Raw genomic sequence first — 18,839 nt, 5'->3', positions numbered from 1 at the left:
TCTCCCGCCCCTCGCACCGCGATGGGCGGGAGTGAGTTCAGACCCTACCCCTTCACGCGCCAGGTGGCGCCGTCGGGGCCGTCCATGACGACGACGTTCAGGGCGTTCAGGCGGTCGCGGATGCGGTCGGCCTCGGGCCAGTCCTTTGCTGCGCGGGCCTTGGCGCGTTGGTCCAGCAGGGCCTCGACCTCCACCTTCAGGGCGGGATCGCCGCCCTCGAACCAGGCGTTCGGCGTCAGCGACAGGACGCCGAGCAGCCCCGCCGCTTCCTTCAGGCTCCAGCGCGCCATAGCGACATCGTTGATGTCGGCCTCGGCGTCGTTGAGCAGCTCGCGCAGGGCGTTCCCCAGACCGAACAGCTGGGCGATCGCGCCTGGCGTATTGAGATCGTCCTCAAGCGCGTCCAGCACCGGGTCCAGGGCGTTCTCGGCCAGTTCCATCTCGGCCTCGTCCAGCGTGGCCTCATCGAAGTCGGCCAGGGCCGCATCGGCGTCGCGCAGGACGCCATACAGCCGGTCCAGGTTCTTGCGGCTTTGGTCGAACAGCCCCTGGTTCCAGTCCAGCGGCTGGCGGTAGTGGGCCGACAGAAGCGCCCAGCGGACGACCTCGCCCGGCATGGCCTGCACCAGATCGTGCAGCAGCAGGACGTTGCCGACCGACTTGGACATCTTCTCGGCGTCCACGGTCAGAAAGCCGTTGTGCATCCAGTAGCGGGCGTATTCTTCATGGGCCTGATCGCCATGGGCATGGCCGTGGGCGCAGACGCCCTGCGCGATCTCGTTTTCATGGTGGGGGAAGACCAGGTCGATGCCGCCGCCGTGAATGTCGATGGGCAGGCCCAGGGTCTTTTCGATCATGGCCGAGCATTCGATGTGCCAGCCAGGACGCCCCTCGCCCCACGGCGACCGCCAGGAGGGCTCATCCGCCTTGGACGGCTTCCACAGGACGAAGTCGTGCGGGTTCTTCTTGTAGGGCGCGACCTCGACACGGGCGCCGGCGATCATGTCGTCCAGGTTCCGGCCCGACAGGGCGCCGTAGGCCTTGTAGGACGAGACGTCGAACAGGACGTGCCCCTCAGCCGCATAGGCGCAGCCGGCGTCGACGATGGCCTGAATCTGATCGACGATGGCCGGGATGTAGTCGGTGACGTGGGGCGCGATATCGGGCGGCGTGACGTTCAGCAGGCCCATGTCGGCCAGATAGGCGGCTTCGTAGCGGGCCGTGACCTCGCCGATCGGGACGCCTTCGCGCGCGGCCTTCTGATTGATCTTGTCGTCCACGTCGGTGACGTTGCGGGCGTAGAGGACCTTGTCTGCGCCGTAGGTCCGGCGCAGCAGCCGCACCAGGACGTCGAACACCACCGGCGGGCGCGCATTGCCGATGTGGGCGTAGTCATAGACCGTGGGGCCGCAGACATAGAGGGTCACACGATCCTTGTTCCGGGGCTCGAACAGGCGCTTTTCACGGCGCAGGGTGTCGTGGATGTGCAGCGGCATGGATCAGTCTTCAGCGGGTTTTCTTGCGGGACGCACGGTCTGTCCCATATAGCGGCCTGATATACAGTCCCGACGGATTGTAGAAGGTAAACCGGGCGACCCGCCCGCCCCGGCCGGAAATCGAGTTCATGAGCGTCACCCCCGCCAAGCCCGTCCTCGTCAGCGATGCTGCCGTGCAACGCCCGTCGCGCGAACAGGCGCTGGAGGCCGTGCGCACCCTGATCGCCTGGGCCGGCGACAATCCCGACCGTCCCGGGCTGATCGACACACCCAAGCGGGTGGTGGACGCTTACGGCGAATGGTTCGACGGCTATGACGCCGATGCGGGCAAGGAACTGAGCCGCACCTTCGAGGACGTGACCGGCTATGACGACATGGTCATCCTGCGCGACATCGAGGTCGAGAGCCACTGTGAGCACCACCTAGCCCCGTTCCTGGGCAAGGCCTATGTCGCCTATCTGCCTGGCGAGAAGGTGGTCGGCATCTCCAAGCTGGCGCGGGTCGTCGAGATCTATGCGCGGCGCCTGCAGAACCAGGAAACCCTGACCAACGACATCATCGACGCCATCGAATCGCACCTGCAGCCGCGCGGAGTGGCGGTGCTGGTGGACGCCGAGCATCAGTGCATGACCACGCGCGGCGTGCATCATCGGCACGTTTCGACCATCACGACCCGCTTCACCGGCGCGTTCAAGGACGATCCTGCCCTGGCGGACCGTTTTTTGAAGCTGGCCAAGGCCTGAACGCCGAACTGACGTCCCTCTGTCGTGTATAATTGACGTTCGGGAACGGCAGATCGTTTAGAACCGCTTTACAAGCCCGCATCGGGACGCCAAGAACCGATCAAGCCTTCGGGCGATCCATAGGGAAATGTCGGCGCGGAACGCAGCCGGCGAGTAACGGAGACGATGCATGGCTGCCAAGCTCGGTGGTTCCGGCGGGGACAAGCACACGATCGAACAGACGGCGGATATCAACATCACGCCGTTCATCGACATTCTGCTGGTGCTCATGATCATCTTCATGGTCGCCGCGCCGATGGCGACCGTGTCGATCCGTCTGGACCTGCCGCCCGCGCAGCCGCCCACCAATCCGACCGAAGAGAAGGAACCGGTGTACATCACCATCCAGGAAAACGGTCAGCTGTTCCTGTCGGACAAGCAAACCTCGATCGACAACCTGGCCACTGACGTCTGCACCGCCCTGGGCGGCGGCGCCTGCCAGGAAGAGCGCGTCTTCGTCCGCGCCCAGCCGGAAGTGAAATATTCGCAGTTCATGGAAGTCATGAACAAAATGCAGGAGAACGGCTTCTTCAAGGTCGGCCTGCTGAACGAAGACATCGAATAGGACCTTCGTCCTTTTCCAGGATTTGGGCCGCGTTCCGAAGGGGACGCGGCCTTTTTCTTTGCCGCAAGGCTTGCCGGATCGATCGACTGCACCCTTGATGCCGCATCGGTTGTTCGAGGAGTCCGCCCATGCGTCGTCGCACCTTCCTGTCCGCCCTGCCCGCCGGCGCGCTGGCGGCGACCGCAGCCCAGGCCAGGCAGGCTTCCCCCGCCGCCAGGCCGACCGAGGCGGCCCCAGCGCCGGCCCGCCCGGCCGACCCCTATGCCGGCGTCGGCATCGGCGACCGGATTTCGGGACCGAAGTTCATGGGGCGCTCGACGGTCTGGGGCGTGAACGGGGCGGCGGCGACGGCGCACCCGGCGGCCAGTCTGATCGGCATCGACACCCTGCGGCGCGGCGGATCGGCCATCGATGCGGCCATCGCCATCAATGCGGCCTTGGGCTTTCTGGAGCCGGTGGCCAACGGCATCGGCGGCGACGCCTATTGCATGCTGTGGGACCCCAAACAGAAGAAGGTTGTCGGGCTGAATGGATCGGGCGCCAGTCCGCGGGGCCTCAGCCTCGAGATCGCGCGGTCCAAGGCCATCGACGGCCATCTGCCGCGCTATGGCGCGGTGACGGTCAATGTGCCGGGCACGGTGGACGCCTGGTGGAGCGCACATCAGCGTTATGGGAAACTGCCGTGGAAAGAGGTGCTGCTGCCCGTCGCCGAACTGTGCGAACAGGGCGTGCCCGTGCCCCAGGTCATCGCCTACTATCTGGAACGCAACATGGCGTCGTTTGATCGGGGCCAGATCCCGATCGAGGAAAACGAGAACCGAAAGCGCATCTGGGCCGCGAGCGGCGCGACGCCGAAGGTAGGCGAGGTCTTCGCCAACCCCTATCTGGGCAAGACCCTGCGGATGATCGCAGAGGGCGGGCGCGACGCCTTCTACAACGGTCCCATCGCCGATCAGATCGAGGCCTATTTCAAGCGAATCGGCGGCTGGATGACGCGCGCCGACCTGGCCGCCCACCACACCGAATGGGTGGAGCCTATCCAGACCAACTATCGCGGCGTGGACGTGTTCGGCCTGGGTCCGAACACCCAGGGGCTGAGCACCAACCAGATCCTGAACATCTGCGAACAGTTCGACCTGAAGTCGATGGGCTTCCAGTCCGCCGCCTCGCTGCACGTCCAGGCCGAGGCCAAGCGGCTGGCGTTCGAGGACCGGGCGCGCTGGTTCGCCGACGACCGATTCTCCAAGACGCCCGTCGAATGGCTGAACTCCAAGGCCTATGCGGCCGAGCGCGCCAAGCTGATCCGACCCGATCGGGTCATGGACCGCGTCATGCCGGGCGACGCCCCGCACCACGGCGACACCACCTATTTCAGCGTCGCCGACGCCGACGGGATGATGGTCAGCTGGATTCAGTCCAACTATCGCGGCATGGGTTCGGGCCTGGCGCCCGACAACGGCTCCGAACCGCTGGGCTTCATGTTCCAGGACCGGGGCGAGCTGTTCGCCCTGAGCGACGGCCATCCCAACATCTATGCGCCGGGCAAGCGCCCGTTCCAGACGATCATCCCCGGTTTCGCGGTCAAGGACGGCGAGCCCTGGATGGCGTTCGGCGTCATGGGCGGCGCCATGCAGCCGCAGGGCCAGGCCCAGATCATCATCAACATGGTCGATTACGGGCTGGAGCCCCAGGCGGCGGGCGACGCCCCGCGCTGGCAACACTATGGCTCGTCCGAACCGACCGGTCAGCCGCAGGAAGGAACCGGCGTGTTGCATCTGGAAAGCGGCGTGCCCGAGGCGACCAAGGCCCAGCTGCGCGCCATGGGCTGGACCCTGGGCGAACCGGACGGCGGCTTCGGCGGCTATCAGAACGTCATGAAACAGATGAACCCCGGCGGGCGCTGGACCTATGGCGCGGCGACCGAGATGCGCAAGGACGGGATCGCCCTGGCCTACTGAAGGCTGGACGCCGGGTCGCCCGGCGCTAAGGTGAGGCGGGGCTCTTGCCCCGTCAGAGGCATCTCGGCGCGACGTCCGGTCACGGGCGCGGTCAGCCGCAAAGGGGTGGCCTCTCGTGTTTGGTCACAACACAAAGGACGCCCGGCGCCGGCCGCAAGGCAAGCCGTGGACCGGCCATGCGGACTTCGCGCCCCCGCCCGTCCGTCGCGGCGCCGGGCGTTTGTGTCGCGGGAGACGATGATGAGCGAGATTCCGAGCTACGCCCTGGTCCTGACGGCTGTCGTGATCCTGATCGGCGCAATCAGCCTGCTGAACGGCTTCCGACGCGTGCGGGTCAACGGTTGGGAACGGACGGCCGTCTATGTCGACGGCGTGTTCGACCGTCTGTTGGAACCCGGCGTACACCGGCTCTGGAAAGGTCACGGCCGTCTGACGATCACGCCCATCAGCCTGGATCAGCAGGTTCGCTGGGTCAGAGCCGACGTCCTGTCGTCGGAGCGGATGCCGCTGCGGCTGACGGCCTCAGTCCTGTTCCGCATCGACGACGCCGAACTATCGGTGCGTGAACCCATCGAGCCGCGCATCGAACTGGCCGTCCAATCCGCCCTGACCCGCCTGGCGAGCGAAACCCCTCTGGACGCCCTGTTGGCCCACGCGCCCGAGACGGCGGACATCCTCACCGCGAACGTGGGCCAGATCGTCGGCGCCGCGCGGATCGAACGGATCGAGATCAGCGCCGTCACCCTGCCGCCCGAAATCCGCCGCCTGTTGAGCGATGTCGAGCGGGCGCGACTGGACGGGCTGGCGGCGCTGGAGCGCGCCCGCAGCGAACAGGCCGCTCTGCGCTCGCTGGCCAATGCGGCGCGCCTGCTGAAGGACAATCCGGAACTGGCGCAACTTCGTGTGCTCCAGACCGCCGAAAACGCCAAGGCTGCGACCATAGTCATCGGGGACGACCGACGCCGATGACACTCGACGAGGTCCGCACCCTGTTGCTGTCGTTTCCCGGAGTCGAGGACGGCGTGTCCTATGGCGAGCCGTCGTTCAAGGTGGCGGGCAAGTTCTTCACCTGGATGCGCCCGGCGCTGGACGACAGCATCGTGGTGCATCTGGACAATCTGGATGAGCGCGAACTGCTGATCGAGATGGACCCGGCGACCTTTCATTTCACCGACCACTATCGCGACCATCCCATCGTCCTGGCGCGCATCGCCAGCGTCGATCCCGTCTGGCTGAGGGCGGCGCTTGAGAAGCGCTGGCGTCGGATCGCCCCGAAAAAACTGTCCAAGTCGCATCCGGTCCTTACCGCAGAGGGGTCGGGCGCCTAACTACGGCCTTCAAGCGGACCCAGCCCAAGGAGCGCCCCATGGCCTATGGCGACCAACCCACGATCACCGTCGACGGTATTGAGATCCCCCTGCTCGGCTTTGGCACCTGGCAGCTGGAGCCCGACGATGCCCGGCGCATGGTCGCCGAGGCCCTGCGGATCGGATATCGCCACATCGACACGGCCTGGATCTACAAGAACGAGAAGGCGGTCGGCGAAGGCATTCGCGACTCCGGCGTGGCGCGCGAGGACATCTTCTTGACCACCAAGATCTGGGTCGAGCATTTCACCCACGACGCCCTGCTGAAACAGGCCAAGGAATCGGCCGACAGCCTGGGCACGACGCCCGACCTGCTGCTGCTGCATTGGCCCAAGACGACGCCGACGTTCGAAGAGACGCTGGGCGCCCTGAACGAGGCCAAGGACCAGGGTCTGACCAAGTCGATCGGCCTGTCCAACTTCCCCTCCAAGGAATTCCGTCAGGCGCAGAGCCTGTCCAAGGCGCGGCTGCTGACCGATCAGGTCGAGCATCACCCCTACCTGGGGGTCGATCAGCTGGTCGCCACCGCGGCCGAGCTGGGATCGTCGATCACCGCCTGGTCGCCGCTGGCGCAGGGCAAGATCGCCGACGACGCCACGATCAGCGAGATCGCCAGCGCGCACGGCAAGACCAACGGCCAGATCACCCTGCGCTGGCTGATCCAGCACGGGATCATCGCCATCCCGCGCACCACCAAGGAAAGCCGCGCGCGCGAGAACTTCGACATCTTCAACTTCGCCCTGACGGACGAGGAGATGCAGCGGATGGACGCGCTGGATCGCGGCGAACGCCTGGGCGACTGGCTGGACCCGGCCTTCGAATGGGACAAGACTGCCGCCTGACCGACAAGGGAGGCGCCAGTGTTTCGCAAGCGGGACCAGCCTAGGCTGTGGCGTGCGACGTTCGCCGTCGTGGGCTGGACCGCGTTGGCGCTTCAGTATCTGCTGATGATCGCTCCGGCCCAGGGCTGGACCGTGCTGGAACGGACGATCAACTACTTCAGCTTCTTCACCATCCTGACCAACATCCTGGTCGCCCTGGCCTTCACCGGGCCGCTGTTGGGCGAAGGATCGTGGCTGGCCCGCTGGTCCGCCAGCGAAGGTGTCAGGGCGGCCGTCGCCATGTACATCGTGGTGGTCGGGGTGGTGTACCACTTCCTGCTGCACCCCTATTGGAACCCGACCGGCTGGTCGCTGGTGGTCAATCTGGTGCTGCACTACGTCATGCCGGCCGCCTTCGTGCTGGACTGGCTGTGGTTCAGCCCCAAAGGGCGGCTGCGCTGGATCGATCCAGCGAAATGGCTGGCGTTTCCGCTCGTCTACGGCGGCTGGACCCTGGTTCATGGACTGGCGACGCGCTGGTGGCCCTATGGGTTCGTCAATGTGGATCAGTTGGGGCTGGCCCGGGTGGTGCTGATTTTCGGCGTGCTGCTGGTGTTTTTCCTGATCGTCGGGCTCGGCCTCGTCGGACTGGATCGACTGTTCGGTCGCGCGACGCGTGACAGAGGGGCCACTCCCGCCTAAGCGTCGCGGCATGGCCTACAAATCCCTGCGTGACTTCATCGACCAGCTGGAAGCCAAGGGCGAGCTGGTGCGGGTGTCCGAACCCGTTTCCACCGTGCTGGAGATGACCGAGATCCAGACCCGCCTGCTAAGGAATGGCGGACCGGCGGTGCTGTTCGAAAAGCCGGTCATGCCGGACGGCACGATCAGTCCCATCCCCTGCCTGGCCAATCTGTTCGGCACGGTGAAGCGGGTGGCCATGGGGGTGACGCTGGAGGGCAAGGACCGGACGACGGCGGGCGAACTGCGCGAGGTCGGGGAACTGCTGGCCTTCCTGAGAAACCCAACGCCGCCGCGCGGTCTGGGCGACGCGATGGAGATGCTGCCGCTGATGCAGACCGTCCTGTCGATGCGGCCCAAGACGGTGAAGAAGGCGCCGGTGCAGGAGGTGGTGCTGAAGGGCGACCAGATCGACCTGACCGCCCTGCCCGTCCAATCATGCTGGCCCGGCGAGCCGGCGCCCCTGATCACCTGGGGCCTGGTCGTGACAAAGGGGCCGTCGGACGACCGCGAGGACGACTTCAACCTGGGCATCTATCGGATGCAGGTGCTGGGCAAGGACAAGGCGATCATGCGCTGGCTGGCGCATCGGGGCGGGGCGCAACACTATGCCCGGCACAAGAAGGCCCGGCCCAAGGAGCCGCTGCCCTGCGCCGTTGTGCTGGGCGCCGATCCGGGCACCATCCTGGCGGCGGTGACGCCGGTGCCGGACACCCTGTCGGAATATCAGTTCGCCGGCCTGATGCGAGGCGCCAAGGCCGAGCTTGTGCCCTGCAAGACCGTGCCGCTGATGGTCCCGGCCCAGGCCGAGATCGTGCTGGAGGGCCATGTTCTGCTGGACGAGTTCGAGGACGAGGGTCCGTATGGCGACCACACCGGCTATTACAACTCGGTCGAGAAGTTTCCGGTCTTCAAGGTCAGCGCGATCACCATGCGCCGCGACCCCATCTATCTGACCACCTTCACCGGCCGGCCGCCGGACGAGCCGAGCGTGCTGGGCGAGGCGCTGAACGAGGTCTTCATTCCCCTGCTGCGCCAGCAATTTCCGGAGATCACGGACTTCTGGCTGCCGCCCGAGGGCTGCAGCTACCGGATCGCCGTGGTGTCGATGAAGAAGGCCTATCCGGGCCACGCCAAGCGGGTGATGCTGGGCGTCTGGAGCTATCTGCGCCAGTTCATGTACACCAAATGGGTCATCGTCGTGGACGACGACATCGACGCCCGCGACTGGAAGGACGTCATGTGGGCCATCTCGACCAAGATGGACCCGGCGCGCGACATCACCGTGATCGAGTCGACGCCCATCGACTATCTGGACTTCGCCAGCCCCGAGAGCGGACTGGGCTCCAAGATCGGCCTGGACGCCACCGACAAGTGGCCGCCCGAGACTAAGCGCGAATGGGGCGAGGAGATTCGCATGGACGAAGCGGTCGTCGAACGGGTCAACGACCTGTGGGGCCGTCTCGGCCTGCCGGGTGACGGGACGCCGATCTGGAAGTAAGCTTGGCTTTTGGTGACGCCGGGGGGCGATGTGAGCGCGTTCGAGTTCTTTTTCAGCTTTTACGGCCTGTTGCTGGGCCTGTCCGTGGCCGAATTGGTCGGCGGGTTCGCGCGGGTGCTGCATGAGAAGCAGCGGATCCGGTTCGGCTGGCTGACGCCGATGCTAGCCCTGTTCGTGGCCATCGACATCGCCACCTTCTGGAACCAGGCCTGGGTCATCTTCCGCGGGGCGCCGTTCAACACCTTCGTGCTGCTGATCTCACTGGCCATCGCCGCAACCTTCTATGTCGCCGCCAGCGTGACCTTCCCGCGCGTTTCGGCCGAGGGCAGCGACCAAAAGATCGATCTGGACGCGCATTTCTGGTCGCATCGGCGACTGGTGTTCGGCTGCATCCTGGCGGCCAATCTGATCGTGGCGGTGATTGTGATCATCCTGGCCCAGCTCAATCCCGGCTTCGCCAAGATCGCCGACTCGGTGCGGTTGTGGGTCGGGGTCGCCATCTTCGTGATCGGCACGGCGACGGCGGCGTTCGCGCCGTGGCGCCGGGTTGCGGTCGGCGCCCTGGTCGTCGTTCTGCTCTACAGTCTCTGGCAGATGGGGAACGCGGCGGCCCTGCTGCTCAAGGCCGGCGGCTGGGCGCCCGCGCTGGGCGGCGGCGGTTGAAACCTTGTCAGGGCCGCGCAATCGGCTCACGAAAGGCCATGCAGTCCCCTCTTCTGGTTTCGGCGCTGGTCGCCGCCCTTGCCTGTAGCGTGAGCCCCGCCATGTCCCAGACGCTTCCCAACACCGCACCTTGGGATCAAGCCTTCCTGCCGCCCGCCCCCGCCTGGGACGGCGCGTCCAAGGCCTTGCTGCGCGATGCGTCTGATCCTTGGGTCACGGCGTTCGAGGCCGATCCGGGCCATGACTTCAGCCCCAACTATGTCGACACCCGCGCCTGGTTCGATCGACTGGACGCCGCCAGCGACCTGATCCGCATCGAACAGTTCGGCGTGTCGCCAGAGGGACGGCCCATCTATGCGGTGATCGCCTCCAAGGACGGCGCCGCCTTCGATCCCGCAAAGCCGGTGCTGATGATCCAGGCCGGCATCCACCCCGGCGAGATCGACGGCAAGGACGCGGGCATGATGCTGCTGCGCGACATCGCCTTCTATGGGAAGGACGCCCTGCTGGACCGGGTCAACCTGATCCTGATCCCGATCCTGAGCGTGGACGGCCATGAGCGTTCGGGCCCCTATTCCCGGCCGAACCAGCGCGGACCGCGCATCCAGGGCTGGCGCAATACGGCGACCAACCAGAACCTGAACCGCGACTATCTGAAGCTGGACCAGCCCGAGATGCGGGCCGTGCGCGGCCTGATCCTGAAATACCGGCCGGACCTCTATGTCGACGTCCACGTCACCGACGGCATGGATTACCAGTACGACGTCACCTACGGCTTCAACGGCGAGGACGGGACCTTCAGCCGCTCGCCGAACGGCTCGGCCTGGCTGGATTCCGTCTTCAAGCCGGCGATGAACGCTGCGCTGGAGCGCGAGGGTCATATTCCCGGCGAACTGGTGTTCGGCATCGACGTCGACGAACCCAAGAAGGGCCTGTCGGACGGCGGCCTGGGCGAGCGGTTCTCCAACGGTTGGGGCGCGGCCGCCCATGTGCCGACGATCCTGATCGAAAACCACAGCTTGAAACCGCATGAGCAGCGGGTACTGGGCACCTATGTCTTCATCGAGGAGGCGATGCGTCTGCTGGCCGATCAGGGCGCCGGTCTTCGCGCCGCCACGGATCAGGACAAGGCTCTGCGTCCGGCGCAGATCCCCGCCAATTTCGAGGCCGACGAAACGCCGTCATCCACCCGACCCTTCAAAGGCATGCTGTACGAGATGTATGACAGTCCCGCCTCGGGTCGGAAGGAGATCCGCTGGCTGGGCCGTCCCGATCCCGAACTGTGGCAGATGCCCTTCTATGGCTCCAAGCCGACGCTGACCCTGACGCGGCCGACGGCCTATTGGGTGCCGGGCTATCGCACCGACATCATCGAGCGGCTGAAGACGCACGGAATCGAAATGGAGACGGTCGAGACTGCGCGCACCGTCAACCTGTCCATGCTGCGCCTGGTCGAGCCCAAGCTGGCGACCCGCGCCAATGAAGGTCACGTGCAGGCGTCGGTGAAGACCGTCGAGGTCGAGAAGCGTGACTGGACGTATCCGACCGGCTCGGTGCGGGTGCCGACGGATCAGCCGCTGGGCGACATCGTCGTGCTGCTGCTGGAGCCGCAATCCAGCGAGAGCTTCTTCGGCTGGGGCATGTTCCCCGAGGTGATGAGCCGCGTCGAATACATCGAGGCCTACGCCATCGCCCCGCTTGCGGACAAGATGATGGCGGCGGACCCGGCGTTGAAGGCCGAGTTCGAGGCCAAGGTCGCAGGCGACGCCGCCTTCGCCGCCGATCCGCAGGCGCGCCTGGCCTGGTTCTACGAACGCACGCCCTTCTATGACGACCACTATCTGCTCTACCCCGTCGGGCGTGAGGACTGATCGATGACCACGCCGCTGATGTACGCCGTTCAGGCCGCCGCCCTGTGGAGCGGCCTGCTGATCCTGATGATGCTGGTGCTGTCGGGCATCGTGGTCAGCGGGCGGCGAAAACACATGGTGTCGTTCGGCGACGGCGGGAACGCGGATCTGATGGCCGCCAGCCGCGCCTTCGGCAATCTGGTGGAATATGCGACGCCGGGCATGATCGCCATGCTGCTGCTGGCCGCCGTCGGCGCGCCGGCCTGGATGATCCACGGGGTCGGCGCGACGCTGTTCGTCGGTCGGGTCGCCCACGCCCTGGGACTGCTCCTGCAGACCGGGCCGTCGCTGGGACGCGTCGTCGGCATGCTGCTGACCTGGGTGGCGCTGTTGACGGCCGCTGTGGGCCTGATCGCGTTCGCCGTCGTCTGACGCGGTTGCGGTGCAGCGGGGCGTCCGCCATATCGGGGCATGACTGAAACCCTGGCTGCGCCCGTTTCCACCGATCTTCTCAACGACATCGTCAAGGCCGCGCTGAAGGCCGGCGCCGACGCCGCAGAGGCGGTCAGCGCCGATCGCCGATCCCTGTCGGTCGGGGTGCGCAACGGCGAGCTGGAAGACGTCGAACGTGAGGAATCGCGCGACCTGGGCCTGCGCGTGTTCGTGGGCCAACGGCAGGCGTCCGTATCCGCCTCGGACCTTTCGCCGACGACCCAGGCGCGCTTGGTCGAGCGGGCCGTGGCCATGGCGCGGCTGGCGCCGGAAGATCCCCACGCGGGTTTCGCACCCGAAGATCGGCTGGCGCGGCGGCCGTTCATCGATCTTGACCTGTTCGATCCGAGCGAACGCAGCGCAGAAACTCTGGAACAGGTCTCGGCCGAGGCCGAGGCGGCGGCCCTGGCGGTCCCCGGCGTGGCGCGGTCGGAAGGCGGCCACGCCGGCTGGTCGTCCACCCGCTGGCGGCTGGTGACCTCTCATGGGTTCGACGGCGCCTATGAAGGTTCGGCCTTTTCGCTGGGCGTCGGCGTCATCGCCGAAAAGGACGGCGCGATGGAGCGCGGCGGCGAGAGCCGTTCGACCCGCCATCTGTCCGACCTGCCGGGCGCCGACCTGATCGGCCGCACCGCCGGCGAGCGCGCCGTGGCGCGCGTCGGCCCGCGCAAGATCGCCTCGACCACCGCGCCCGTGATCTTCGACAACCGGATGGCGGGCCAGATCGTGTCGCCGGCCATCGGCGCAATTTCCGGCCCTTCGATCGCGCGCGGCACCTCGTTCCTGAAGGACCGCATGGGTCAGCGCGTCTTCGCCGAGGGCGTCACCCTGATCGACGATCCGTTCCGCCCGCGCGGCATGGGATCGACCCCGTTCGACGACGAAGGCGTAGCGGTCGAAAAGCGCGCCCTGTTCGACGACGGCGTCCTGACCACCTGGCTGTTGAACAGCGCCTCGGCTAGGCAACTGGGCCTGGCAACCACCGGCCATGCGTCGCGGGGGCTGGCAGGACCTTCCGGCGTCTCCACCCACAATCTTCATATGGAGCCGGGCGAGCGCGATCTGGCGGGCCTGATGGCCGACGCCGGGACCGGCCTTCTGGTGACGTCGATGTTCGGCCCGTCGCTGAACGGCAACACCGGCGACTGGTCCGCCGGAGTGTCAGGCTTCTGGTTCGTGAACGGCGTGATCGCCTATCCGGTCAGCGAGGTCACGGTCGCGGGCAAGCTGACCGACCTCTATCAGCGCCTCGAGCGCGGCTCGGACCTGGAGTTCCGGGGCGGGTTCAACGTGCCCAGCCTGATGTTCGACGCGGTGGCCATCGCGGGCAAATGATCGACTTGCACGCCGACCTCGACCTGATCCGCCAGGCGGCCATCGACGCCGGGGCGCTGGCCATCGCCGAGCGTGAGGCGGGCTTGACGATCGAGTCCAAGGTCGGCGGCTCGCCCGTCACCAGCGGCGACCTGAAGGTCGATGCCATGCTGCGGGACAGGCTGCTGTCGGCGCGGCCCGACTATGGTTGGTTGTCGGAAGAGACGGCGGATACGGCCGAGCGCCTGTCAAAACGACGCATCTTCGTGGTCGATCCCATCGACGGCACCGTCGCCTACATGAAGCGGACGCCGTGGTGGTGCGTGCCCATCGCCGTGATCGAGGACGGCGAGGTCGTCGCCGCCGTCATCCATGCACCCGAGGTGGACGAGACCTATGTGGCGACGCGTGGCGGCGGGGCCCGACGTAACGGCAAACCCATCCACGCCTCGGATATCGATACGCTGGAAGACGCCTCGATCCTGGGCGATGCGCGACTGATCGAAGCGCCCTATTTCGACGACGAACCGTGGCCTTCTATGCGGTTCGAAAAGCGCAACGCCCTGGCCTATCGGATGGCGCTGGTCGCCGCCGGCGCCTTTGACGCCGCCCTGGCCTTGACGCCGAAATGGGACTGGGACGTCGCTGCGGGTTGGCTGATCGCGACCGAAGCCGGCGCCAAGGTCAGCGATCACCACGGGCGGCCATGGGCGTTCAACCGACCTGATCCGCGTCAGGCCAGCCTAGTCTGCGCGGCCCCGATCATCCAGCCGATGATCGTGCGGCGCTGTAAAAACGTGCCGCTTTCGACCTAAGGCGGGGACGGAAAAACCCCGGCCCAGATTGATCCGAGGGCGTTCTCGGCCTATGCCGCGCGCAAACCTCCCTCCCCCCAACGCCCTCCGGCCCAGCCTTCAGGATTTCCGATGACCGATCAGAACGCCGTCCCGCCGCAACTTCTGCACATCGTGATCGGCGGCGAGCTTCGTCACCTAGGCGAGCCGACCTTCCGCGACCTGTCGCAGGTCGAGTTCGTCGGCGCTTTCGGTAGCTATGACGAAGCCAAGAAGGCCTGGAAGGCGCGCGCCCAGGCGACCGTGGACAACGCCCACATGCGCTATTTCATCCTGCACGCCCACAAGCTGATCGATCCGCGCGGCGACGCGGCCTGATCTGAGGATTGAGTGCGACATCGAGGAGCCGAACCGGCTCCTCGATCCGACGTTTCGATCTGTAGGCGAGCACGACGATGAACCTTGAACCGCAACAGATCTTCCAACTAGTCAGCCTGCTGGCCGTGCTGGCGCTGTTCAGCTTTTCGCTGCGCGGCCACATCTACTACGATCGCTGGTTCAAACGGTGGGAGGCCGACCGCAAGGCGCGTCGCGACGCCGAACTCGCCGCCGAGGCCCGCGCGAACGGCGAAGGCGGCGACGAGCCGAAAACCGGTCCCTGGGGCTGAAGCCCCCTACTCGCGCCGCAGCAGCTTGTCGGTCAGCAGCGTGCCCCACCAGCCGGCCTTGAACTCGGCGCGGATGGCCTTGGGGTCGTAGTCGGGGCTGTCGACCCAATCGATGAAGCTGATGCCCTTCGGCTCGATCTCGTTGACGTATTTCTCCAGCGTATAGTCCAGCACCCCGGTCAGCCCCTCGCGGGAGTGCAGATATTTCTTAGAGAGCTGCTTCATGGCGACCGAGATCGGCTCGCCCAGGTGGAAGTGGCGATAGAAGACCGCCATCATCCCCGCCCGATCCGCGCCGGACTTGCAGTGGATCAGCACCGGGTACTGGATCGTCCTGAACAGCTCGCGCGCGCGGTGGATGCGCACCGTCTCGGGCGGATCGCGCGAATCCAGCGGCGCGTCGATTAGGGTCAGGCCCAGCCGCTCGCAAGCGTCCTTCTCCAGCCAGTAATAGCCCTCATCCCGCTGACCACGCAGATTGATGACCGTCTTGACGCCCTTCTTTTTCCAATAGGCCAGCTGGCGCGGCGACGGCTGATTGGTGCGTACCAGATCCGGGCCCAGCCAGTGTGCGTTGGAAAAGGCCACGCGCAAAAACGCGTGGTCGGCCCAGAAATAATGCCAATGCGCCCGAAAACGGCCCATCGCGGTCGAGAGGTCGAAGCGCGCCATGCCCGCCAGATAGCGATTGGGCGCCGCCGCGTCATCCGATCTCGATCCTGATGCGTTGGAATGTTCGTCGAGACCGGAGAACAGCCCGATGAGAACCCTCGCCGCAACCGCCGTCGTAGTCGCCAGCCTGTGGGCCGGCGCGGCCGCCGCCCAAACGCCGCCGCCCGAAGACCCTGCCCTGATCGCCTATCTGCGTGACCGGGCCAAGGAGGCGCTGGACACCACCCGCTATACGGCCGCGATCACGCCGGATGGGGCCATGACCCTGGTCTATCTGACCGGCCCCAACTGGTGCGGCTCGGGCGGATGCCGGCTGCTGGTGCTCGACCGCACCGGCGCGACCTATCGCTCGGTCGGCGAGATCAGCGTCGCGCGCGCGCCGATCCGGCTGCTGGAGCGACAGACCCATGGCCGACGGGATCTGGGCGTCTATGTCGCGGGCGGCGGAATCACCGAAGGCTATGAGGCCGCCGTGCCTTTCGACGGCCGTCGATACGCGTCCAATCCCACGGTTCCGCCCGCCGTCAGGATCCAGGAAGCGCCTGGCGAAACCCTGATCCGCGCCGACGAGCCGGGCCGTGCCCTGGAACCGTCGCCGGACAAGCCTTGACTTGAAGGGCGGCTCGGACGACCGAGAGCCGATGACCGTCGCCGCCTCCGAAACCATGCCGCTGCGCGCCCTGCTGGCGCGGATTTGGCGCGACTATCTGTCCAAGCACAAGGGATCGCTGATCCTGTCGGTCCTGTGTGCCGCGACGACCGGCCTGCTGACGGCGGCGCTGCTGAAGCTGCTGGAGCCGGCGGTCAATGGTCTGTTCCTGGGCGGGACCAAGCCGATCAGTCTGTTCGGCCTGGTGACCTTTCCGGCGAACAAGGCCGTCGTCTGGATCCCGGTCGCCATCCTGACTGTCGCCATTGCGCGGACCCTGGCCGCGCTGGGTCAGGCGGCTCTGGTCAACCGGCTGGGTCACACCATCGTCGGCGACATCCAGATCCGTTTGTTCGGCGCCATGATCCGCGCGGATCTGGCGCGTTTACGCAGTCAGCACTCGGGCGGCTTCGTCTCCTCGGTGCTGTTCGACGCCAATATGGTGCGCGAGGCCTTCACCTCGGGCGTGGTCAACTACACCCAGAACCTGCTGACCCTGATCGCGGTGCTGATCTACATGGGCTTCATCGACTGGCAGCTGACAATCGTCGTGTTGCTGGGCGTGCCGCTGGTGGCGCTGGTGCTGCGCCGGTTCGGGCGCAAGACGCGCAAGGCCGCCGTCGGCGCCATGGCCGAGACCGAAAACCTGTCCACCGCCCTGATGGAGAACCTGGACGGGGTTCGCCTGATCAAGATCGAAAACCGCGAGGCCGCCGAACAGGACCGCGTCGCCGAGGTGGTCGCCCGTCGCCAGCGCCACGTCATCAAGGGCGCCAACGCCCGCGCCTTCGCCGGTCCGTCCAGCGATCTGGTCGCCTATATCGTCGTCGCCGCCGTCATGGCCTACGCCGGATGGCGGGCGCAGTCAGGCGACATGACCGTGGGCGGGTTCGCCGCCTTCATCGGCATGCTGCTGGCCGCCGGGCAGGCCCTGCGTCAGGTGACCAATCTGGCGACGGTCATGAGCGAGGGTTTCACCGCCGCCCGCCGCCTGTTCGGCGCCCTGGACATCCAGCCGGAAATCCGCGAGGCGGCCGACGCCGCGCCGCTGGCCGCCGGGCCGGTGGAGATTGTGCTGAACAAGGTGTCCTTCGCCTACGCCGGGACCGATGCGCCGACGCTGGACGCGGTCTCCCTGCGGGTCGCGCCGGGCGAGACTGTGGCTCTGGTCGGGCCTTCGGGCGGCGGCAAGAGCACGATCCTGAGCCTGCTGCCGCGCTTCTACGATGTGACCGGCGGGGCGGTGACGATCAACGGCGCCGACGTGCGGGCGCTTCGCATCCATGATCTGCGCGACCATATCGCCCTGGTGACACAGGAGCCCTTCCTGTTCGACGACACCATCGCCGCGAACATCGCCTATGGCCGGCCGGGCGCGACGCAGGCGCAGATCGAGGACGCGGCGCGGTCCGCCGCCGCCCACGACTTCATCACGGCCCTGCCTGAAGGGTATGCGACCCGCGCGGGCGAGGCGGGCCTGCGCCTGTCCGGCGGTCAGCGCCAGCGGATCGCCATCGCCCGTGCCTTCGTCAAGGATGCGCCGATCCTGCTGTTGGACGAGGCCACCAGCGCCCTGGACACTGAGAGCGAGGCCCTGGTCCAGGCGGCGTTGGAACGGCTGATGCAGGGACGCGCCACCCTGATGATCGCCCACCGCCTGTCCACTGTCCGGAACGCCGACCGCATCTATGTGATCGAGGCCGGCCGGGTGGTCGAGGAAGGCTCGCACGACGCCTTGGTCGCCAAGGGCGGCCTGTATTCCCGCCTGGCGCGCCAGCAGTCGCTGGACGGCGCCGCGCCCAGCGTCGAGACGGTCGCATGAGGCCGCTTCGCAATCCGGCGGTCCAGTCGGCCCTGGCCTGGACCCTGGCGAAGTGGATGCAGTTCTGCTTTTCCACCATCCGCTGGACGCACGAAAACCAGCAGGCCGCTGAGGCCGTCTGGACGCAGGGCGGCGGCGTGCTGTGCGTGTTCTGGCATTCACGGATCGGCCTGTCGCCGTCATGCTGGCCGCTGGACCGGGCGCAGCCGGCCAAGGCGCTGATCTCCCTTTCGGCCGACGGCGAGTTCATCGCCAAGGCGGTGGCGCGTCAGGGCTTTCCCGCCGTGCGCGGATCCTCGGCCAACAAGGACAAAGCCGAGAAGGCCAAGGGCGGCACCCAGGCGCTGCGTGACGGATTGAAACAGTTGAAGGTCGGCGCCTTGGCCATCACGCCGGACGGGCCGCGCGGCCCGGCCAATGTCATGGCCGAGGGCCTGCCCCTGATGGCGAAGTTGTCCAAGGCGCCGGTGCTGTTCATCGGCATGTCGTGCAATCCCGCGATCCGCCTGGACAGTTGGGACCGGGCCGTGCTGCCCCTGCCCTTCGGCAAGGGCGCCATCGTGTGGGACCGCGCCGACTATCCCGCTGACGCGGACATGGGCGATGTTGTCGTCGACTGGACCGCGCGGCTGAACGCCGTCGAAGCACGGGCCGATGCGATCACGGGCCTGAAGCCGTGAGGAC

At 66.7% G+C, this 18,839-nt stretch carries 20 protein-coding genes; 18 read left to right on the top strand and 2 right to left on the bottom strand.

Annotated elements, in window-relative coordinates; genetic code table 11:
• Positions 1-44: 44 nt before the first annotated feature.
• Entirely contained in the window at positions 45-1,496 is a 1,452-nt protein-coding gene (cysS, locus tag KAK88_RS06110; protein WP_242078296.1) for a cysteine--tRNA ligase, read from the bottom strand.
• A 128-nt stretch (positions 1,497-1,624) separates the two neighbouring features.
• On the opposite strand from cysS, the gene folE reads away from it, so the two are divergent.
• The 15 genes from folE to KAK88_RS06035 all read left to right on the top strand — a co-directional run bounded on the left by folE (position 1,625) and on the right by KAK88_RS06035 (position 15,012).
• A complete protein-coding gene (gene folE, locus KAK88_RS06105; RefSeq protein WP_161638808.1) occupies positions 1,625-2,239 on the top strand; it encodes a GTP cyclohydrolase I FolE in 615 nt (204 codons plus the stop codon).
• A 169-nt stretch (positions 2,240-2,408) separates the two neighbouring features.
• Positions 2,409-2,843: a biopolymer transporter ExbD gene (locus tag KAK88_RS06100; protein WP_017505348.1), complete on the top strand. Its 435-nt coding sequence runs from the start codon at positions 2,409-2,411 to the stop codon at positions 2,841-2,843.
• A gap of 128 nt (positions 2,844-2,971) precedes the next feature.
• Complete coding sequence (locus tag KAK88_RS06095; RefSeq protein WP_242078295.1) at positions 2,972-4,801, top strand: gamma-glutamyltransferase family protein; 1,830 nt, start codon at positions 2,972-2,974, stop codon at positions 4,799-4,801.
• A gap of 240 nt (positions 4,802-5,041) precedes the next feature.
• Positions 5,042-5,770 (top strand): SPFH domain-containing protein, encoded by a 729-nt coding sequence (locus KAK88_RS06090; RefSeq protein WP_242078294.1) that lies wholly within the window; start codon positions 5,042-5,044, stop codon positions 5,768-5,770.
• A complete protein-coding gene (locus KAK88_RS06085) occupies positions 5,767-6,129 on the top strand; it encodes an MmcQ/YjbR family DNA-binding protein (protein ID WP_242078293.1) in 363 nt (120 codons plus the stop codon). Before KAK88_RS06090 ends, KAK88_RS06085 begins: the two co-directional genes overlap by 4 nt.
• Before the next feature lie 38 nt (positions 6,130-6,167).
• A complete protein-coding gene (locus tag KAK88_RS06080) occupies positions 6,168-7,010 on the top strand; it encodes an aldo/keto reductase (protein ID WP_242078292.1) in 843 nt (280 codons plus the stop codon).
• An 18-nt stretch (positions 7,011-7,028) separates the two neighbouring features.
• On the top strand, positions 7,029-7,691 hold the full coding sequence (locus tag KAK88_RS06075) for a Pr6Pr family membrane protein (protein WP_242078291.1): 663 nt from the start codon (positions 7,029-7,031) through the stop codon (positions 7,689-7,691).
• A gap of 10 nt (positions 7,692-7,701) precedes the next feature.
• Positions 7,702-9,231 carry a UbiD family decarboxylase gene (locus tag KAK88_RS06070; RefSeq protein WP_091748060.1) on the top strand — a complete coding sequence of 510 codons (1,530 nt, stop codon included), beginning with the start codon at positions 7,702-7,704 and terminating at the stop codon, positions 9,229-9,231.
• A gap of 30 nt (positions 9,232-9,261) precedes the next feature.
• Positions 9,262-9,894 (top strand): hypothetical protein, encoded by a 633-nt coding sequence (locus tag KAK88_RS06065; RefSeq protein WP_242078290.1) that lies wholly within the window; start codon positions 9,262-9,264, stop codon positions 9,892-9,894.
• A gap of 101 nt (positions 9,895-9,995) precedes the next feature.
• Positions 9,996-11,765: a M14 family metallopeptidase gene (locus KAK88_RS06060; RefSeq protein ID WP_242078289.1), complete on the top strand. Its 1,770-nt coding sequence runs from the start codon at positions 9,996-9,998 to the stop codon at positions 11,763-11,765.
• Positions 11,766-11,768: 3 nt separating this feature from the next.
• Positions 11,769-12,176 carry an MAPEG family protein gene (locus tag KAK88_RS06055; RefSeq protein WP_055753303.1) on the top strand — a complete coding sequence of 136 codons (408 nt, stop codon included), beginning with the start codon at positions 11,769-11,771 and terminating at the stop codon, positions 12,174-12,176.
• 39 nt (positions 12,177-12,215) lie between these two features.
• On the top strand, positions 12,216-13,571 hold the full coding sequence (locus tag KAK88_RS06050; RefSeq protein WP_242078288.1) for a TldD/PmbA family protein: 1,356 nt from the start codon (positions 12,216-12,218) through the stop codon (positions 13,569-13,571).
• Positions 13,568-14,365, top strand: a complete 798-nt coding sequence (locus KAK88_RS06045) for a 3'(2'),5'-bisphosphate nucleotidase CysQ (protein WP_242078287.1) — start codon at positions 13,568-13,570, stop codon at positions 14,363-14,365. The genes KAK88_RS06050 and KAK88_RS06045 overlap by 4 nt, the downstream gene beginning before the upstream one ends.
• Positions 14,366-14,476: 111 nt before the next feature.
• A complete protein-coding gene (locus KAK88_RS06040; RefSeq protein WP_017505336.1) occupies positions 14,477-14,722 on the top strand; it encodes a DUF4170 domain-containing protein in 246 nt (81 codons plus the stop codon).
• Positions 14,723-14,799: 77 nt separating this feature from the next.
• Entirely contained in the window at positions 14,800-15,012 is a 213-nt protein-coding gene (locus KAK88_RS06035; protein WP_242078286.1) for a hypothetical protein, read from the top strand.
• A 6-nt stretch (positions 15,013-15,018) separates the two neighbouring features.
• Here KAK88_RS06035 and KAK88_RS06030 read toward each other — a convergent pair whose 3' ends face one another.
• Positions 15,019-15,684 (bottom strand): fused DSP-PTPase phosphatase/NAD kinase-like protein, encoded by a 666-nt coding sequence (locus tag KAK88_RS06030; RefSeq protein ID WP_242078285.1) that lies wholly within the window; start codon positions 15,682-15,684, stop codon positions 15,019-15,021.
• 88 nt (positions 15,685-15,772) lie between these two features.
• Here KAK88_RS06030 and KAK88_RS06025 point away from each other — a divergent pair, with 88 nt between their 5' ends.
• From KAK88_RS06025 to KAK88_RS06015, 3 genes are read left to right on the top strand one after another with little or no spacing between them, the layout of a single operon-like run.
• Positions 15,773-16,294, top strand: a complete 522-nt coding sequence (locus KAK88_RS06025) for a hypothetical protein (RefSeq protein ID WP_242078284.1) — start codon at positions 15,773-15,775, stop codon at positions 16,292-16,294.
• A gap of 31 nt (positions 16,295-16,325) precedes the next feature.
• Positions 16,326-18,155: an ABC transporter ATP-binding protein gene (locus KAK88_RS06020; protein ID WP_242078283.1), complete on the top strand. Its 1,830-nt coding sequence runs from the start codon at positions 16,326-16,328 to the stop codon at positions 18,153-18,155.
• A complete protein-coding gene (locus tag KAK88_RS06015) occupies positions 18,152-18,835 on the top strand; it encodes a lysophospholipid acyltransferase family protein (RefSeq protein ID WP_242078282.1) in 684 nt (227 codons plus the stop codon). The genes KAK88_RS06020 and KAK88_RS06015 overlap by 4 nt, the downstream gene beginning before the upstream one ends.
• Positions 18,836-18,839 lie beyond the last annotated feature (4 nt).

This window comes from Brevundimonas diminuta (assembly GCF_022654015.1).
Classification (GTDB): domain Bacteria; phylum Pseudomonadota; class Alphaproteobacteria; order Caulobacterales; family Caulobacteraceae; genus Brevundimonas; species Brevundimonas diminuta_C.
The sequence above is the reverse complement of the archived record's forward strand: the minus strand, read 5'-3'. Positions and strand labels throughout refer to the sequence as shown.

What these genes read in the sequence shown, in the direction of transcription:
- KAK88_RS06030 (WP_242078285.1), bottom strand. Translation starts at nt 15,684, where the DNA reads ATGGCGCGCTTCGACCTCTCGACCGCGATGGGCCGTTTTCGGGCGCAT.
- KAK88_RS06045 (WP_242078287.1), top strand. Translation starts at nt 13,568, where the DNA reads ATGATCGACTTGCACGCCGACCTCGACCTGATCCGCCAGGCGGCCATC.
- KAK88_RS06015 (WP_242078282.1), top strand. Translation starts at nt 18,152, where the DNA reads ATGAGGCCGCTTCGCAATCCGGCGGTCCAGTCGGCCCTGGCCTGGACC.
- KAK88_RS06055 (WP_055753303.1), top strand. Translation starts at nt 11,769, where the DNA reads ATGACCACGCCGCTGATGTACGCCGTTCAGGCCGCCGCCCTGTGGAGC.
- KAK88_RS06100 (WP_017505348.1), top strand. Translation starts at nt 2,409, where the DNA reads ATGGCTGCCAAGCTCGGTGGTTCCGGCGGGGACAAGCACACGATCGAA.
- KAK88_RS06050 (WP_242078288.1), top strand. Translation starts at nt 12,216, where the DNA reads ATGACTGAAACCCTGGCTGCGCCCGTTTCCACCGATCTTCTCAACGAC.
- folE (WP_161638808.1), top strand. Translation starts at nt 1,625, where the DNA reads ATGAGCGTCACCCCCGCCAAGCCCGTCCTCGTCAGCGATGCTGCCGTG.
- KAK88_RS06070 (WP_091748060.1), top strand. Translation starts at nt 7,702, where the DNA reads ATGGCCTACAAATCCCTGCGTGACTTCATCGACCAGCTGGAAGCCAAG.
- cysS (WP_242078296.1), bottom strand. Translation starts at nt 1,496, where the DNA reads ATGCCGCTGCACATCCACGACACCCTGCGCCGTGAAAAGCGCCTGTTC.
- KAK88_RS06040 (WP_017505336.1), top strand. Translation starts at nt 14,477, where the DNA reads ATGACCGATCAGAACGCCGTCCCGCCGCAACTTCTGCACATCGTGATC.
- KAK88_RS06060 (WP_242078289.1), top strand. Translation starts at nt 9,996, where the DNA reads ATGTCCCAGACGCTTCCCAACACCGCACCTTGGGATCAAGCCTTCCTG.
- KAK88_RS06095 (WP_242078295.1), top strand. Translation starts at nt 2,972, where the DNA reads ATGCGTCGTCGCACCTTCCTGTCCGCCCTGCCCGCCGGCGCGCTGGCG.
- KAK88_RS06090 (WP_242078294.1), top strand. Translation starts at nt 5,042, where the DNA reads ATGAGCGAGATTCCGAGCTACGCCCTGGTCCTGACGGCTGTCGTGATC.
- KAK88_RS06025 (WP_242078284.1), top strand. Translation starts at nt 15,773, where the DNA reads ATGAGAACCCTCGCCGCAACCGCCGTCGTAGTCGCCAGCCTGTGGGCC.
- KAK88_RS06035 (WP_242078286.1), top strand. Translation starts at nt 14,800, where the DNA reads ATGAACCTTGAACCGCAACAGATCTTCCAACTAGTCAGCCTGCTGGCC.
- KAK88_RS06080 (WP_242078292.1), top strand. Translation starts at nt 6,168, where the DNA reads ATGGCCTATGGCGACCAACCCACGATCACCGTCGACGGTATTGAGATC.
- KAK88_RS06085 (WP_242078293.1), top strand. Translation starts at nt 5,767, where the DNA reads ATGACACTCGACGAGGTCCGCACCCTGTTGCTGTCGTTTCCCGGAGTC.
- KAK88_RS06020 (WP_242078283.1), top strand. Translation starts at nt 16,326, where the DNA reads ATGACCGTCGCCGCCTCCGAAACCATGCCGCTGCGCGCCCTGCTGGCG.